16 protein-coding genes are annotated in these 15,710 nt (G+C 68.0%); 13 read left to right on the forward strand and 3 right to left on the reverse strand.

What is annotated here, in order from left to right:
- Positions 1-244: hypothetical protein (locus AO501_RS38510; RefSeq protein WP_197419978.1), on the forward strand; the 244-nt coding region annotated here is incomplete at its 5' end.
- A gap of 28 nt (positions 245-272) precedes the next feature.
- The gene (locus AO501_RS30540; protein WP_055581323.1) at positions 273-1,112 is read left to right on the forward strand and encodes a class I SAM-dependent methyltransferase; all 840 of its coding nucleotides are present in this window, start codon (positions 273-275) and stop codon (positions 1,110-1,112) included.
- 3 nt (positions 1,113-1,115) lie between these two features.
- Here AO501_RS30540 and AO501_RS30545 read toward each other — a convergent pair whose 3' ends face one another.
- The gene (locus AO501_RS30545; RefSeq protein WP_055581324.1) at positions 1,116-1,817 is read right to left on the reverse strand and encodes a hypothetical protein; all 702 of its coding nucleotides are present in this window, start codon (positions 1,815-1,817) and stop codon (positions 1,116-1,118) included.
- A 225-nt stretch (positions 1,818-2,042) separates the two neighbouring features.
- Between AO501_RS30545 and AO501_RS30550 the strand changes: the two genes are divergently transcribed.
- From AO501_RS30550 to AO501_RS30600, 11 genes are all read left to right on the forward strand, one after another.
- Positions 2,043-2,489 carry a GTP cyclohydrolase I gene (locus AO501_RS30550; RefSeq protein WP_055581325.1) on the forward strand — a complete coding sequence of 149 codons (447 nt, stop codon included), beginning with the start codon at positions 2,043-2,045 and terminating at the stop codon, positions 2,487-2,489.
- Entirely contained in the window at positions 2,482-3,012 is a 531-nt protein-coding gene (locus tag AO501_RS30555; RefSeq protein WP_055581326.1) for a 6-carboxytetrahydropterin synthase, read from the forward strand. Before AO501_RS30550 ends, AO501_RS30555 begins: the two co-directional genes overlap by 8 nt.
- Positions 3,009-3,506 carry a hypothetical protein gene (locus AO501_RS30560; RefSeq protein WP_055581327.1) on the forward strand — a complete coding sequence of 166 codons (498 nt, stop codon included), beginning with the start codon at positions 3,009-3,011 and terminating at the stop codon, positions 3,504-3,506. The genes AO501_RS30555 and AO501_RS30560 overlap by 4 nt, the downstream gene beginning before the upstream one ends.
- Positions 3,507-3,531: 25 nt before the next feature.
- Positions 3,532-3,750: an NfeD family protein gene (locus tag AO501_RS30565; protein ID WP_055581339.1), complete on the forward strand. Its 219-nt coding sequence runs from the start codon at positions 3,532-3,534 to the stop codon at positions 3,748-3,750.
- Between the two features lie 26 nt (positions 3,751-3,776).
- The gene (locus tag AO501_RS30570) at positions 3,777-4,880 is read left to right on the forward strand and encodes an SPFH domain-containing protein (RefSeq protein ID WP_055581328.1); all 1,104 of its coding nucleotides are present in this window, start codon (positions 3,777-3,779) and stop codon (positions 4,878-4,880) included.
- A 96-nt stretch (positions 4,881-4,976) separates the two neighbouring features.
- The gene (locus AO501_RS30575; RefSeq protein WP_055581340.1) at positions 4,977-5,462 is read left to right on the forward strand and encodes a GreA/GreB family elongation factor; all 486 of its coding nucleotides are present in this window, start codon (positions 4,977-4,979) and stop codon (positions 5,460-5,462) included.
- Positions 5,463-5,545: 83 nt separating this feature from the next.
- Positions 5,546-5,911 (forward strand): GtrA family protein, encoded by a 366-nt coding sequence (locus AO501_RS30580; protein ID WP_156452871.1) that lies wholly within the window; start codon positions 5,546-5,548, stop codon positions 5,909-5,911.
- A gap of 32 nt (positions 5,912-5,943) precedes the next feature.
- The gene (locus AO501_RS30585; protein ID WP_055581330.1) at positions 5,944-7,326 is read left to right on the forward strand and encodes an FAD-binding oxidoreductase; all 1,383 of its coding nucleotides are present in this window, start codon (positions 5,944-5,946) and stop codon (positions 7,324-7,326) included.
- Positions 7,327-8,091, forward strand: a complete 765-nt coding sequence (locus AO501_RS30590; protein WP_055581331.1) for a decaprenylphospho-beta-D-erythro-pentofuranosid-2-ulose 2-reductase — start codon at positions 7,327-7,329, stop codon at positions 8,089-8,091. It abuts the gene before it with no gap.
- A 2-nt stretch (positions 8,092-8,093) separates the two neighbouring features.
- Complete coding sequence (locus tag AO501_RS30595) at positions 8,094-10,067, forward strand: galactan 5-O-arabinofuranosyltransferase (RefSeq protein ID WP_055581332.1); 1,974 nt, start codon at positions 8,094-8,096, stop codon at positions 10,065-10,067.
- The gene (locus AO501_RS30600; RefSeq protein WP_055581333.1) at positions 10,067-13,321 is read left to right on the forward strand and encodes an arabinosyltransferase domain-containing protein; all 3,255 of its coding nucleotides are present in this window, start codon (positions 10,067-10,069) and stop codon (positions 13,319-13,321) included. Before AO501_RS30595 ends, AO501_RS30600 begins: the two co-directional genes overlap by 1 nt.
- Here AO501_RS30600 and AO501_RS30605 read toward each other — a convergent pair.
- Positions 13,318-14,391: a sensor domain-containing diguanylate cyclase gene (locus AO501_RS30605; RefSeq protein WP_055581334.1), complete on the reverse strand. Its 1,074-nt coding sequence runs from the start codon at positions 14,389-14,391 to the stop codon at positions 13,318-13,320. The genes AO501_RS30600 and AO501_RS30605 overlap by 4 nt on opposite strands.
- Positions 14,392-14,411: 20 nt before the next feature.
- Entirely contained in the window at positions 14,412-15,536 is a 1,125-nt protein-coding gene (locus AO501_RS30610; RefSeq protein WP_055581341.1) for a BTAD domain-containing putative transcriptional regulator, read from the reverse strand.
- Between the last annotated feature and the right edge of the window lie 174 nt (positions 15,537-15,710).

Here is a 15,710-nt window from a genome sequence, read left to right on the forward strand (position 1 = left end):
GTCAGGCGGCCTCGGTGGTCACGGCGGCGACGGAGGTCATGGCGGCGTGGGCGGAGGCACCGGCGGTCAGGCCGGCCACGCAGGTGCCGCGGGTGAGGGCGGCAGCGGCGGCGCCTCCGGAGTCGGCGGCAGCGGCGGTGAGGGCGGCGCCAGTGGCGTCCTCGGCGGTGGCCCCGGGGTCAGCGGCGCCGTTGGCGGAACGGGCGCTGTAGGTGCCGACGGTCCCGGTGGCACACCCGGCTAGACCGCTCGCCGGCCGGTAGGTTGGCGCAATGAGCGTTCCGGGCCGCAACAAAGTCGACGCCAGCCTGCTCACCGGCGTTTCGGAGACGGCTCTGCTCACACTCAGGGGCCGGGCTTTCCAGGCCGCCCACCCGGACGCGATCATCGACGACCCGGTGGCCGTCAAGCTCGTCGAATCCATCGACTTCGATTTCGACAAGTTCGGCCGGCGCAAGGGCCAGGAGATGGCGTTGCGGTCGCTGGCCGTCGACAGATGCGCGCTCGCCTACCTCGCCGCGCACCCCAGGGCCACCGTCGTCGCCCTCGCCGAGGGCTTCCAGACCAGCTTCTGGCGGCTGGACGGCGCCCTGCCCGATGCTCAATTCCGTTGGGTGTCAATCGATCTACCGCCGGTGATCGAGCTGCGCCGGCGGCTGCTGCCACACTCGCCGCGAATCACCGAAATCGCGCAGTCCGCACTCGACTACAGCTGGATGGACCAGATCGACACCGCCGATGGGGTGTTCATCACCGCCGAGGGGCTGTTGATGTACCTGCAACCGGTCGAGGCCATGGGTTTGATCACGCAGTGCGCCAAGCGTTTTGCCGGTGGGCAGATGTTCTTCGACGTGCCGCCGACCATCGTCAAGAAGGTAGCGAAGAAGGGCATGCGCTCGTCCAAGCACTATCGGGTGCCGCCGATGCCGTTCAGCCTGTCACCACGCCAACTGGCGGATCTAGTGAACACTGTTCCCGGCATCCGCGCGGTGCACGATGTGCCGATACCCGCCGGGCGCGGCTGGTTCTTCGGGCGCGCCTACCCGGCGCTCTGGGAGTTCCCGCCACTCAAGCAATTCCGCGGCGCCTACACCTTGCTCGAATTCGGCTGAGGCTCAGCGGGTTTCCCGCGTCACCACCAGCTCCTGGTTGCCGGTGGCCCAAGCCTGCTGAAAGACGTCGAGCGGCACCACCTCGTCGGCGCGGGTCCCGCTGTCATTGAGGTGCACCATGCCGTTGACCAGGTCGACACCGGTCACGACGACGGCGTGGTCACTCATCGGGTTGCCGCGGTTGTCCCTGGTCTGGATGGGCAGGCCCCAGATCATCTCGGCGTTCACCCCCGCGATCACCTTGTGGCCGTCGGCCAGGTAGTGCTCGAGTGCCTCCATGCCGGAGTCCAGCCCGGTCATCGGGGCCTCGTCCTGGCTGGTGGCCACCCCGTAGATGCCGTACTGCGCCAGCAGCACCGGAATGTCACCTGGGTCGGTGCCGTTGCCCGCGCTGTACATCGGACCCCGGTGCACGCGACTGCTCAGCCGCTGGGCCACCGCGACGATCTCCTCCTCGGACGGCTGGCGACCGGTCAGCTCGCCGATCACGTCGGCGGCGGCCATCAGGGCGCAGTCGTCGAAGGACTGCTTGCGCCAGTACTGGGCGGCCGCGGAGGGGTTGCCGTACATCCGAGGCGCCTCACTGCGCGGCGAGGAAGCGGCGGCGTGGGCCAGGCCGGTCGCCAGGCCCAGGGTCACCGCCACGCCGGCGATGGCCAGGGTGACCCTGGCGACGGAGCCGCGGACGTTCTCGATGATGCGCATGAGAGAAGGCTCGGACGCCGTCCTGTTGAGAAGCTCTGCAGATTCTTGGGGCCGGCCCTCCGATAGGTGGAGCGGATTTCATCCTTCGAATCAGCTACCGGACCGAGGGACTTGCGGCGGGCCCGGGACAGCGGGCATCCGCGGCTGAACTGCGGCGCGATACCGCCAGGAACGCACCAAGGATCCTTTTAGAATCCTCCAAGGCCGCACCCGGAAGCTGTCGCGGTGCCTCAAACACTCGTCCGTCCCGACAGCGCGGTCCTGCAGCTGCGGCTCGACCGGCCCGTTCTGCTGCGCCCGATCCCGTTCCAGGCGATCTGCGGGCAGCACCTGCTGCCGTTCTACGGGGTCGTTCACATCGGCTACCTGCGCGGGGACCAGCGGTTGAGCCAGGCTGAGCTCACCCGGGTCGTCGACGCCTGCGCGATCGGCGTGCAACTGCAGGACAAGATGACGACCCGCATCGGCCTGTGGCTGCATCACCAGTTCGCCCCGCGCGGCCTCGGAGTGCTGGTGGAAGGCGGGTACGCCTGCACCCCGGTGCGCGAAGGCGCCGCCCTTGCCGGACCCACCACCACCATGGCCTTCTACGGCTCGATGCGTGACAACGCCGACCAACAACGCGAATTCATCACCCTCGCCACCAGAAAGAAGATCAATCACCATGCCTGAGATCGCCTTCGCCGGCCCTGCCCAGACCGCCACCATGCACCGCGATGACGCGCCCGTGGGACGCACGGCGCGGTTTCACCTGCGCAAGCGGTTCGGTGGCCTGAACTGCTGCCGCCGGTCCTGGTCCGACAACGGCAAGCGCCTGTTCCTGCACGGCTACTCACTCAGCTTCGAGATCGAGTTCGCCTGTGACGAGACCGAACCCGGCGATCAGGTGCTCAGCTCCGATTGCCTCGACGAGATCCGCGCCGCGCTTGCGGCTCAGTTCGGGCACACCACGCTGATCGCCACCAACGACCCGCAACGCGACCTGTTCGAACTGCTTGCCGAACGTGACCTGGTCGACATGCGGATCGTGGACAGCACCGGCCTGGAGGCCTCCGGCGCCTGGGTGTTCGAGACGGTGGAACACATCGTCGCCCAGGCGACGGGTGGCCGGGCCTGGGTGTCGCGAATCGACGCGCAGGAGAGCGGCAGCCGGGTCTTCACGCTCACCGCGTTGCCGGTGAAGGATTGGGTGTGAAAGCGCCTTTCGCGCTGCTTGTGGTCACCGGCCTGATCTGCGCCGGCTGCGGAACGGCCACGGCCGCACCCGATCTCGATGCCTTCCTGACAAACCTGCCGGCCACTCTCAGCGCTGCCGGGTCCCTGGATCAGCTACGCACCGCGCTCGACACGGCCCCGCCGGAGGTCTCGCAGGGCCCCGGCACCACGTTGCGGTTTCCGGGCCGGGACGCGCAGTGGTTGGTCACCGCCTGGCACCTCGACCGCGTCTACGCGGTCGCCACCGATCCACACCAGGAGAACTGGCAGTTGCTGCGGTACGGGCAGGACGTGCCCGACCCGAACGGCACGCGTATCGCGTTGATACCGATCACTTTCGGCTCCTGGACCGTCCGTCCGCGATTGGCCGGGCGGCCGGCCGGGCCGCTGCCGGATGTGGTGGCGGGTGCGTCCCCGGCGTACGACATCTCGGCCCACTCCGCACAGGTCGTCGGAATCGACATCGACATGTAACCCCTCGACAGTGCAGGATGCGACCGTGAGCGCCTCTGTCGTCGGCTGTGTGGGCACCCTGATCGTGCCGACGCGCGGCGCCGAGGGCGCCGGCGAGGTATTGCTGAACGTGCGCGGCACCAAAGAGACATTCCTCGCCCGCTCCGACGAACCACTACCGAAGGGCACCCAGGTGCTCGTCGTGCAGGCCCACGGGCCACGAACCGTCGTCGTCGAGCCCTGGCACGACCCGACTTTCACCTGAATATCCAAAACGCAAGGAGTACAACGATGCTCGGATACCGAGTGCCCGCGCCGGACGAGGCGATGCTCATTTCGGGCGGTAAAGCCAAGGGCAATGTCCCGTTCCGGGTGGTGACCGGCCACGGCGCCTTCGTCGTCCCGTTCTTCCGCAAGGCCGCCTTCTTGACGCTGGCGATGTGCGAGGCCGAGGTGGCCGAGAAGTGCGTCACCCAGCAGGGCATCACCCTCAACGTCCGGGCCGTCATCGCGTTCAAGGTGGGCAACGACCCGGAAAGCATCATCGCCGCCGCGCAACGATTCCTGTCCGAACAGGACCAGATGTCGGTCCTGACAGGCCGGATCTTCGCCGGGCACCTGCGCTCGATCATCGGCTCGATGACCGTCGAGCAGATCATCCGGGAACGCCAGAAGCTGGCCACCGAGGTGCTCGACGGCTCCAAGGAGGAGATGGCCCGCATCGGCCTGAACGTCGACGCGCTGCAGATTCAGTCCATCGACGACGACGGGCTGGGCTACATCAAGGCGATGTCGGCCCCGCACAACGCCGCCGTGCAGCAGCAGGCCCAGATCGCCCAGGCGCAGGCCAACCAGAAGGCCGCCGAGGCCGAACAGGAGTCGCAGCGCAAACAGGCCGAGTTCGCCCGCGAGACCGCCATCGTGAAGGCCCAGTACAAGGCCGAGGTGGACAAGGCACAGGCGGAGGCGGCTCAGGCCGGCCCGCTGGCAGAGGCCGAGGCCCAGCGGGAAGTGCTGGCCATGCGCACCGAACTGGCCCAGCGGGCGGCCGAACTGCGCCAGCAGGAGTTGGTCGCCGAGGTGGTCAAGCCCGCCGAGGCCGAAGCCGAGCGGGTGCGCATTCTGGCCGTGGCCGACGCCGAGAAGATGAAGATCCAGGCCGAGGCCGCCGCCTCGCACAACCGGGTGGCGCTGGACCGGATGATCATCGACCAGCTACCCGAGATCGTCGACAAGGCGGCGCGCGGGCTGGCCGGCTCGAATCTGACCGTCCTCAACGGCGCCGAAGGGATCAGTCAGGTGACCAGTGGCCTGGTGTCACAGGGTCTGGCTATCTTCGACGCCGTACGCAACGGGCTCTCGCAGTACGACGAAGACGAGGGCGCGCCGGCGTGATACGCGCCGGTAAACGCCTGAGGGATATCAGTGACGGCCGGCCTTTTGTGGTGTATCACTGAAACGCCCGATAGGTGCTCGGCGAAAGGGGTGGTCGTGAGCGAAGAAGCCCAGTCCACAGATCTGGCAGCGGCAGCGCGCGACAACCTCGCCGCCGAACTGGCCCGGCTCAAGCAGCGGCACGACCGCCTCGAAATCGAGGTCAAGAACGACCGCGGCATGGTCGGTGATCACGGAGACGCCGCCGAGGCGATCCAGCGGGCCGACGAGCTGGCGGTGCTCGCCGAGCGGATCAACGAGCTGGACCGGCGGTTGAAGTCCGGGCCGCCGAGCTCGGAGGACTCCGACACGCTGCCCGGAGGTACCGAGGTCACGCTGCGCTTCGCCGACGGCGAGGTGGTCACCATGTACGTGATCTCGATCGTCGAGGAAACGCCGGTCGGTCACGAAGGCGAGACGTTGACCGCCCGCAGCCCGTTAGGTCAGGCGCTGGCCGGCCATCAAGCGGGTGACACGGTGACGTACTCCACGCCGCAGGGCCCCAGCCAGGTCGAGCTGCTCTCGGTGAAGCTGCCCACCTAGACTCCCAGTCGATGATCCCGCCGCCGGAGCCAGATGCCGAACACCCGGAACAACACCAGCATCTGCATCTGACGACCCAGGCGTTGCGCTTCATCATCACCGGTTCTTTCTCGGCGGTCGTCGACTTCGGGCTCTATCTGATCCTGTACAAGGGGCTCGGCGTCCAGGTCGACCTGGCCAAAGCCACCAGCTTCATCGTCGGCACCATCACCGCCTACCTGATCAACCGGCGCTGGACGTTCCAGGCGTCGCCGAGCACCGCGCGGTTCATCGGGGTCATGGCGCTGTATGCGATCACCTTCGCGGTGCAGGTCGGTCTCAACCATCTGTGCCTGGAACTGCTGCACTACCGGGGCTGGGCCGTGCCGGTCGCGTTCGTGGTGGCCCAGGGCACCGCGACGGTGATCAATTTCATCGTGCAGCGCACCGTGATCTTCCGCATCCGCTGACCCTTGCCGGGGGCGCGGTACCCTCTTTGACGATGTCGAGCAGCGAATTGGCCACAACACCGACCCGGCTGACCGGGTGGGGACGAACGGCACCCTCGGTGGCGGAGGTGCTGCGTACCCCCGATGTCGAGGTGATCGCCAGGGCGGTGGTCCGCGCAGGCGAGTCAGACGGCCGGGGCGTGATCGCCCGCGGGCTGGGCCGGTCCTACGGGGACAACGCGCAGAACGGCGGCGGCCTGGTGATCGACATGTCCGCGCTCAACAAGATCCACTCGCTGAACGCCGAAACCAAGCTCGCCGACGTCGACGGCGGCGTCAACCTCGACCAGCTGATGAAGGCGGCGCTGCCGCTGGGACTGTGGGTGCCGGTGCTGCCGGGCACCCGCCAGGTCACCATCGGCGGCGCGATCGGGTGTGACATCCACGGCAAGAACCACCACAGCGCCGGCAGCTTCGGCAACCACGTCCGGTCCATGGACCTGCTGCTGGCCGACGGCGAGATCCGGCGGGTGACGCCGGACGGCGACGAAGCCGAGTTGTTCTGGGCCACCGTCGGCGGCAACGGGCTGACCGGGATCATCCTGCGCGCCACCATCGAGATGACCCCCACCGAGACGGCCTACTTCATCGCCGACGGCGACGTCACCGCCACCCTCGACGAAACGATCGCACTGCACAGCGACGGCAGCGAGAACAACTACACCTACTCCAGCGCCTGGTTCGACGCGATCAGCGCGCCACCCAAACTGGGCCGCGCGGCGGTTTCCCGCGGCTCGCTGGCCACCCTGGACCAGCTGCCTGAGAAGCTGCGCCGCAATCCGCTGAAATTCGATGCGCCGCAACTGTTCACGTTCCCCGACATCTTCCCCAACGGGCTGGCCAACAAATACACGTTCGGGCCGATCGGCGAATTGTGGTACCGCAAATCCGGCACCTACCGGAACAAGATCCAGAATCTGACGCAGTTCTACCACCCGCTGGACATGTTCGGGGAGTGGAATCGCGGCTACGGTCAGGCGGGCTTCCTGCAGTACCAGTTCGTGGTTCCCACCGAAGCCGTCGACGAGTTCAAGCGGATCATCCGCGACATCCAGGCCAGCGGGCACTACTCGTTCCTCAACGTGTTCAAGCTGTTCGGCCCGGGCAACCAGGCCCCGCTGAGCTTCCCGATTCCGGGCTGGAACATCTGCGTCGACTTCCCGATCAAGGCCGGCCTCAACGAGTTCGTCAGCGAACTGGACCGGCGGGTACTGCAATTCGGCGGCCGGCTCTACACCGCCAAAGACTCGCGGGTGAGCGCCGAGAATTTCCACGCCATGTACCCGCGGATCGACGAGTGGATCGCGGTGCGCCGCAAGGTCGATCCCACCGGAGTTTTCGTCTCCGACATGGCCCGACGTTTGGAGTTGCTGTAAATGGTGCTCGACGCAGTAGGTAACCCTCAGTCGATCCTGCTCCTCGGAGGCACCTCTGAGATCGGCCTGGCCATCTGTGAGCGGTACCTGCAGAATGCCAAGGCGCGAATCGTGTTGGCAGCCATGCCCGAAGACCCGGGTCGCGACGCCGCGGTGGCTCAGATGAAGGCCGCCGGCGCGCGGTCGGTGGAGCTCGTCGACTTCGACGCCCTGGAGCCCGAAACCCACCCGAAGGTGATCGACGAATGCTTCAACAACGGCGACATAGACGTGGCCATCGTCGCGTTCGGGTTGCTGGGTGACGCCGAGGAGCTCTGGCAGAACCAGCGCAAGGCGGTGCAGATCGCCGAGATCAACTACACCGCAGCGGTATCGGTGGGTGTGCTGCTGGCCGAGAAGATGCGTGCCCAGGGCTTCGGCCAGATCATCGCGATGAGCACGGTGGCCGGTGAGCGGGTGCGCCGATCCAACTTTGTCTACGGGTCCACCAAGGCCGGACTCGACGGCTTCTACCTGGGCCTGTCAGAGGCGTTGCGCGAGTACGGGGTTCGGGTGCTGGTGATCCGGCCGGGGCAGGTGCGAACCAGGATGAGCGCCCACGTCAAGGAAGCACCACTGACCGTCGACAAGGAGTACGTCGCGAACCTGGCGGTGAACGCGTCGGCAAAAGGTAAGGAATTGGTTTGGGCGCCAACAGCATTCCGTTACGTGATGATGGTGTTGCGTCACATCCCGCGGAGCATCTTCCGCAAGCTGCCCATCTGAGCATGCGCAACGCGCTGGCCACCCTGGGCCAGATGACGCTGGCGACGGTGGTGGCCGTCGTGGTGTCGGTCGTCTCGCTCGCGGCGATCGCCCAGGTGCAGTGGCCCGCCTTCCCGTCGTCGAATCAACTGCACGCGCTGACCACGGTCGGCCAGGTGAGCTGCCTGGCCGGGCTGCTCGCCGTCGGCTGGGTGTGGCGGCTCGGACGCTTCCGGCGCCTGGCCCAGCTGGCCGGGCTGGTGTTCGTCTCCGCGTTCACCGTCGTCACGCTGGGCATGCCGCTGGGCGCCACCAAGCTGTACCTGTTCGGCATCTCAATAGACCAGCAGTTCCGCACCGAGTACCTGACCAGGCTCACCGACAGCCCGGCGCTGCACGACATGACCTACATCGGGTTGCCGCCGCTGTACCCGCCGGGCTGGTTCTGGATCGGCGGGCGCGCGGCCGCGCTCACCGGGACGCCGGCGTGGGAGATGTTCAAGCCGTGGGCGATCACGTCGATCACCATCGCGGTCGCCGTCGCGCTGGTGCTGTGGTCGCGGATGGTCCGCTTCGAGTACGCGCTGCTGCTGACGATCGCGACCGCGGCCGTGACGCTGGCCTACAGCTCGCCGGAGCCCTACGCCGCGATGATCACCGTGCTGCTGCCGCCCATGTTCGTGCTGACCTGGTCGGGCCTGCGCGCCGCCGGGCGCTCGCCTGACGCCGGCACCGCCCTTGCCGAGCGTGAAGCTGGCCGCACAGTCGGCACCGAGCGTGCAGCCAGCCTCACGCTCGGCGAGGACCGGGGCACGCGCGCGGGGTGGGCGGCTGTCGTCGGCGCCGGCGTCTTCCTGGGGTTCGCCGCCACCTGGTACACCCTGCTGGTCGCCTACAGCGCCTTCACGGTGACGCTGATGGCGCTCGGTCTCGCCGTGTCACGCTGGCGTTCCGGCGGCATCAGAGCCGCCCTCGACCCGCTGCGCCGGCTGGTGGTCATCGGCGTGATCGCGGCAGCGATCGCGTCCATCACCTGGCTGCCTTACCTGCTGCGCACGTTGAGTTCCCCGACCAGCAACAGCGGCAGCGCCTTCCACTACCTGCCCGCCGACGGCGCCGAGCTCACCTTCCCCATGCTGCAGTTCTCGTTGCTGGGCGCGGGCTGCATGCTGGGCACGCTGTGGCTGGTGGTCCGGGCACGGTCGTCGGTGCGCGCCGGCGGCCTGGCGATCGGTGTGCTCGCGGTCTACGCCTGGTCGCTGCTGTCGATGCTGACCACCCTGGCGCGCACCACGCTGCTGTCGTTCCGCTTACAGCCGACCCTGAGCGTGCTCCTTATCGCGGCCGGGGTGTTCGGGTTCGTCGAGGCGGCTCAGGCCCTGGCCGCACGCAGCCGGGCAGTGCTGCCGGTGGCGGCGGCACTGGGTCTGGCCGCGGCGATCGCCTTCAGCCAGGACATTCCCGACGTGCTGCGACCGGACCTGACGATCGCCTACACCGACACCGACGGCGACGGACAGCGGGGTGACCGGCGACCGCCCAGCTCGGAGAAGTACTACCCGGCCGTGGACGCCGCCATCCGGAAGGTCACCGGCAGGCCGCGCGATCAGACCGTGGTGATGACGGCCGACTACAGCTTCCTGTCGTTCTACCCCTACTGGGGCTTCCAGGGGCTGACGTCGCACTATGCCAATCCGCTGGCCCAGTTCGACAAACGCGCCGCGCAGATCGAGAGCTGGTCGAAGCTGAAGACCGCCGACGAGTTCATCCAGGCGCTGGACAAGCTGCCGTGGCCACCGCCGACCGTCTTCGTCATGCGGCGCGGAGCCGGGAACACCTACACCCTGCGGCTGGCCGAGGATGTCTACCCCAACCAGCCCAACGTCCGTCGCTACACGGTGGACCTGAAGGCCGCCCTGTTCAGCGACCCGCGATTCGCCGTTGAGACCATCGGACCGTTCGTGGTGGCCGTCCGTAAGCCGGTGCCGAACGCCTGATGCTCACCGAAGAACTACCATCTACCTCCGTGGGCGACGCGGGAGCAAACTACCGGATCGCTCGACTCGTTGCCGTGGTCGCCGGACTATTGGGCGCGGCGCTGGCGCTGGCAACTCCGCTGCTGCCGGTTAAGCAGACCACCGCCCAGCTCAACTGGCCCCAGAACGGCACCTTCGGCAGCGTCGAAGCGCCGCTGATCAGCTATGTGGCCACGGACCTGAACATCAGCGTGCCGTGCCAGGCCGCCGCCGGGCTGGACGGGCCGCAGAACGCCGGCAAGACGGTGCTGTTGTCGACGGTGCCCAAGCAGGCACCCAAGGCGGTCGATCGCGGCCTGTTGCTGCAACGGGTCAACGGCGACCTGGTGCTGATCGTCCGCAACGTCCCGGTCGTGACCGCCCCGATGAGTCAGGTGCTCGGTCCGGACTGTCAGCGACTGACGTTCACCGCCCACGCCGACCGGGTCATCGGGGAGTTCGTCGGCCTCAAGCAGGGGCCGACCACCGAGCATCCCGGGGCGCCGCTGCGCGGCGAGAAGAGCGGCTATGACTTCCGGCCGCAGATCGTCGGGGTGTTCACCGACCTGACCGGACCGGCTCCCCCGGGCCTGAGCCTCTCCGCGACCGTCGACAGCCGCTACAGCAGCAGTCCCACGGCGCTGAAGATGGCCGCGATGATCCTCGGCTTGCTGCTGACGGCCGCCTCCCTGGTCGCGCTGCACGTCCTGGACACCGCCGACGGCACCCGGCACCGACGGTTCCTGCCGTCGCGCTGGTGGTCGGTGGGCGGCCTGGACGCGCTGGTGATCGCCGTACTGGTGTGGTGGCACTTCGTCGGCGCCAATACCTCCGACGACGGCTACATCCTGACCATGGCCAGGGTGTCCGAGCACGCCCGCTACATGGCCAACTACTACCGCTGGTTCGGCACGCCCGAGGCGCCGTTCGGCTGGTACTACGACCTGCTGGCGATGTGGGCGCACGTCACCACGGCCAGCATCTGGATGCGGCTGCCTACCCTCGTGATGGCCCTGACGTGCTGGTGGGTGATCAGCCGCGAGGTCATCCCCCGGCTTGGTGACTCCGTCAAGAAGAGCCGCGCCGCGGCATGGACGGCGGCCGGGATGTTCCTGGCGGTCTGGCTGCCGTTGAACAACGGCCTGCGTCCGGAGCCGATCATCGCCCTGGGCATCCTGCTGACCTGGTGCTCGGTGGAGCGGGCGGTGGCCACGAGCCGGCTGCTGCCGGTGGCCGCGGCGTGCATCCTCGGCGCGCTGACCCTGTTCTCCGGGCCGACCGGGATCGCCTCCATCGGTGCGCTGCTGGTGGCGATCGGGCCGTTGCGGACCATCCTGCATCGCCGCTCCAAGCAGTTCGGCCTGCTGCCGCTGATCTCGCCGATTCTGGCGGCCGCGACCGTCACCATCATCCTGATCTTCCGGGATCAGACGTTCGCCGGCGAAGCCCAGGCCACCGTGCTCAAGCAGGCCGTCGGCCCCAGCCTGAAGTGGTTCGACGAGCACATCCGCTACGAGCGGCTCTTCATGCCCAGCCCGGACGGGTCGGTGGCGCGCCGGTTCGCGGTGCTGGCGCTGATCCTCGCGCTGGCGATCGCGGTGGCGATCTCGTTGCGCAAGGGACGAATTCCCGGTACCGCGGCCGGTCCGAGCCGCCGCATCATCGGCATCACCATCATCTCGTTCCTGGCGATGATGTTCACCCCCACGAAATGGACCCACCACTTCGGGGTGTTCGCCGGGCTGGCCGGTTCGCTGGGGGCTCTGGCGGCGGTGGCGGTGACCGGAGCCGCGATGCGCTCCAGACGCAACCGCACCGTGTTCGCCGCCGTCGTGCTGTTCGTGATGGCGATGTCGTTCGCCAGCGTCAACGGCTGGTGGTACGTCTCGAATTTCGGTGTGCCATGGTCGAATTCGTTCCCCAAGTGGCGCTGGTCGCTGACCACGGCGCTGCTCGAGCTGACGGTGATCGTGTTGTTGATCGCGGCGTGGTTCCACTTCGTCGCCACCAACGACGACGGGCCGCCCAGGACCCGGTTCGGCGCCCGCCTGACGCGATTCACCCAGTCCCCGTTGGCAATTGCGACGTGGTTGCTGGTTCTGATGGAGGTCGTCTCGCTCACCCAGGCGATGATCTTCCAGTATCCGGCGTGGTCGGTGGGCCGGTCGAACCTGCAGGCGTTGACCGGAAAGACCTGTGGTCTGGCGACGGACGTGCTGGTCGAACTGGATCCCGAGGCCGGCATGTTGGCGCCGGTGTCCGCACCGGTGGGCGATGCGCTGGGCGCGGGCCTCTCAGAGGCGTTCACTCCCAACGGGATTCCCGCCGACGTCTCGGCCGATCCGGTGATGGAACGGCCGGGAGACCGCAATTTCGCCAACGACGACGGGGTGATCACCGGCACCGAGGCCGGCACCGAAGGCGGCACCACCGCCGCACCGGGCATCAACGGCTCCCGGGCCCGGTTGCCGTTCAGCCTCGACCCGGCGCGCACCCCGGTGCTGGGCAGTTGGCGCGCCGGCATCCAGGTGCCGGCGATGTTGCGGTCGGGCTGGTACCGACTACCGCCCAAGGAGGAACGACACAAGACACCGCTGCTCGTGGTGACCGCGGCCGGCCGGTTCGACTCCCGCGAGGTTCAGGTGCAGTGGGCCACCGATGACGAGGCTGCAGCCGGAAAGCACAGCGGTTCAATGGGATTCGCCGACGTCGGGGCAGCACCGGCCTGGCGCAACCTACGCGCGCCGCTATCGGCCATCCCCGACTCCGCCACGCAGATCCGCCTGGTGGCCGACGACGACGATCTGGCCCCGCAACATTGGATCGGGCTGACTCCGCCGCGAGTGCCGCAGCTGCGCACGCTGCAGGACGTGGTGGGTTCGGCGGATCCGGTGTTCCTGGACTGGCTGGTGGGGCTGGCGTTCCCGTGCCAGCGACCGTTCGGGCATCAGAACGGTGTCGACGAGACACCGAAGTGGCGGATCCTGCCCGACCGGTTCGGCGCCGAGGCCAATTCGCCGGTCATGGACAACTTGGGCGGCGGACCACTGGGCATCACCGAGTTGCTGACCCAGTCGACCACCGTCGCCAGCTACCTGAAGGACGACTGGTTCCGGGACTGGGGCGCACTGCAACGGCTCACGCCTTTCTATCCCGACGCCAAACCGGCGCGGCTGGAGTTGGGGACGGTGACGCGCAGCGGGCTGTGGGACCCCGCGCCGCTACGCAAGAGCTAAATGCGATCCACCGGCTGTCGGTGGATGACACAGTTCGCGCCCCCGGACCGTTTCGCCTCGTACATGGCCGCGTCGGCGTGCCGTAGCACGTCGTCGATCGAGAAGTAGCGGTCGCTGGTGACCTGCGTCGCGATTCCGATGCTCGCGGTCAGGACGATTGAGTCAATCTCGTTGCGGGTCAACGGCATCAGACGGTCGCCGACTTCGGCCGCGGCGTCGGCCCCGGTGCGGAGCACCACCAGCACCAGTTCGTCGCCACCGATGCGGGCGGTAATCTCGTCCGGGTTGGCCAGCGTTCGCAGCCTGGCCGCCATCTCGATCAGCGCGAGGTCGCCGACCGCGTGTCCGTGAACGTCATTGAGGGCCTTGAACCGGTCGATGTCGCACACGGCCATCACCACGACGGTCGACGGGGCCCGTCGCCGCACGGCGACGTCGACCGCGGCATAGAGTCCGCGCCGGTTGCGCAGTCCGGTCAGCGGGTCGTAGCGCGCCGAGCGCGCGGTCCTGCCGATCGCCCGCCGTCCCCCCTCGATGAGGGCCAGACCTCCCAGCGGAACCCCCACCACCCAGGTCACGGCGGGCATGTAGAAGACGAACAGATCGAAGAACCCGGCGTGCTCCTTGAGCATCGCCCAGACCGTGATCAAGCCGATCACCGAGATACCGAAGATGCAGTGCGCGTAGAGAATTCGCGCTCCGAGCAGAAACGCGGCGAAAATGCCGACGATGCCGAGGTACAGCGTCGCACCCAGCCGGGCGTCCGTTTCAGACAGGGCCGCCGCCCCGACCGCGGCCGCGCAGTCCGCCCACACCACGAACACCACGGCCTGCCGGTAGCCAGGGAACCGGCCGAGCAACCACCGCAGTCCATAACCGACGGCGGTCACCAGGGCGATGATGTGCGCCCACCTCGCGACCGGGCCCACGGGACCGGCCGGGTGGAACTGAACGGTCACCAGGAGACCCGCCGCAACGAAGCAGGCCCCGGCAACCACCCGGCTGAACGCCCGCATCATCCGTCCCTCGCGCAGCGCCTCCGTCGCGAAACGGTATTCACGCCTGCCCACCCCCGACTCTCCCCGTCGCCTCAAGCAGGCCGGATCTCGAAGACGAACTCGCATCCCCCGATGCTGACGCTGTCGCCATGCGCCAAAGTGGCGCTGCCCCGGATCAGTTCACCCCGCACTTCGACACCGTTCGTCGAGCGCAGGTCGGTGATCACGAAACCCGATCCGGTATCGGCGATGACCGCGTGGTGGCGACTGACGTCGTTGTCGTCGAGCACGATGTCGTTGTCGGCCAGCCGACCTATCCGGGTGGTCGCGCCGTTGAGCTGGTACCGATGGCCGAATCGGTCGCACAGCGCCGCGACGACCGACGTCGACAGCGTGGTCCTGGTGTCGATGCGGCTGCGTTTGCGGGTGCTCTTGGCGGCCTGCTTGATGACGATCGGTTCCTGGCGCAGGATCCGCTCGTGCAGGGTGCTGACCGTCGGCCCGGGATCGATCCCCAGCCCCTCGGCCAGCGCCGTCTTCAACTGCCGGTAGGCACCGAGTGCGTCGGACTGCCGCTCGGTGACGTAATAGGCGGTGATGAGTTGCGCCCACAGCGGCTCGCGGTACGGATGCTCGGCGGCGAGCGCCTCCAGCTCACCAATCACGGCGTCGGCACGCCCACAGGCGATCTCGGCTTCTGCCCGCGCGCTGTGCGCGGCGACCTTGTCCTCGAGAAGCTTCGTGGCGAACGGGGCGACGAAGTCGAAGTCGCGCAGGTCATCCAGCACCGGGCCGCGCCATTCGGCCAGGGCCGTCGACAGGTGAATGCTGGCCTCCTCGAACCGGCCCGCGGCGGCCGCCTCGACGCCGGCGGCCTTGGCGGCGGTGAAGCGGCCCAGGTCGTAGTCGGTGTCGGCCACGTTCAGCTGGTAGCCCGGGGGGGCGCTCGCCAGCACCCGCACCGGGTCGGCGCCACCGTCGCGCAGCAGCCGCCTCAGGTTGGAGATGTGGGACTGGATGCTGGTGCGCGCCGCCGGCACCGGGGAGCCGGCCCATACGGCGTCGATCATCGAGTCAACCGAGACCGGCCGGTTGCGATCGATCAACAGCACCGCCAGCACCGCCCGCTGCTTGGCAGCACCGACGGACACCGGTACACCGTTCACCAATAGTTGCAGCGGGCCCAGCACACCAAACCCGAGAGCCGAGTTCGTCATCGCGCTGCCAGCCTTCCGGGTCATCGAGGGTCCTGGCCATTGTCTGGGTGTAATTGTGACCTCTGCGGGCCGCCGATAGGCAAAGGCCCACCGATTTGATGCCGGCGCGCGCCGAGCCTGCGAGCTGCAGCGCGGCCCCGCGTCCAAAACGGACTCAGTGACGTCGCCTACGAT

The organism is Mycobacterium gordonae (assembly GCF_001417955.2).
Classification (GTDB): Bacteria; Actinomycetota; Actinomycetes; order Mycobacteriales; family Mycobacteriaceae; genus Mycobacterium; species Mycobacterium gordonae_B.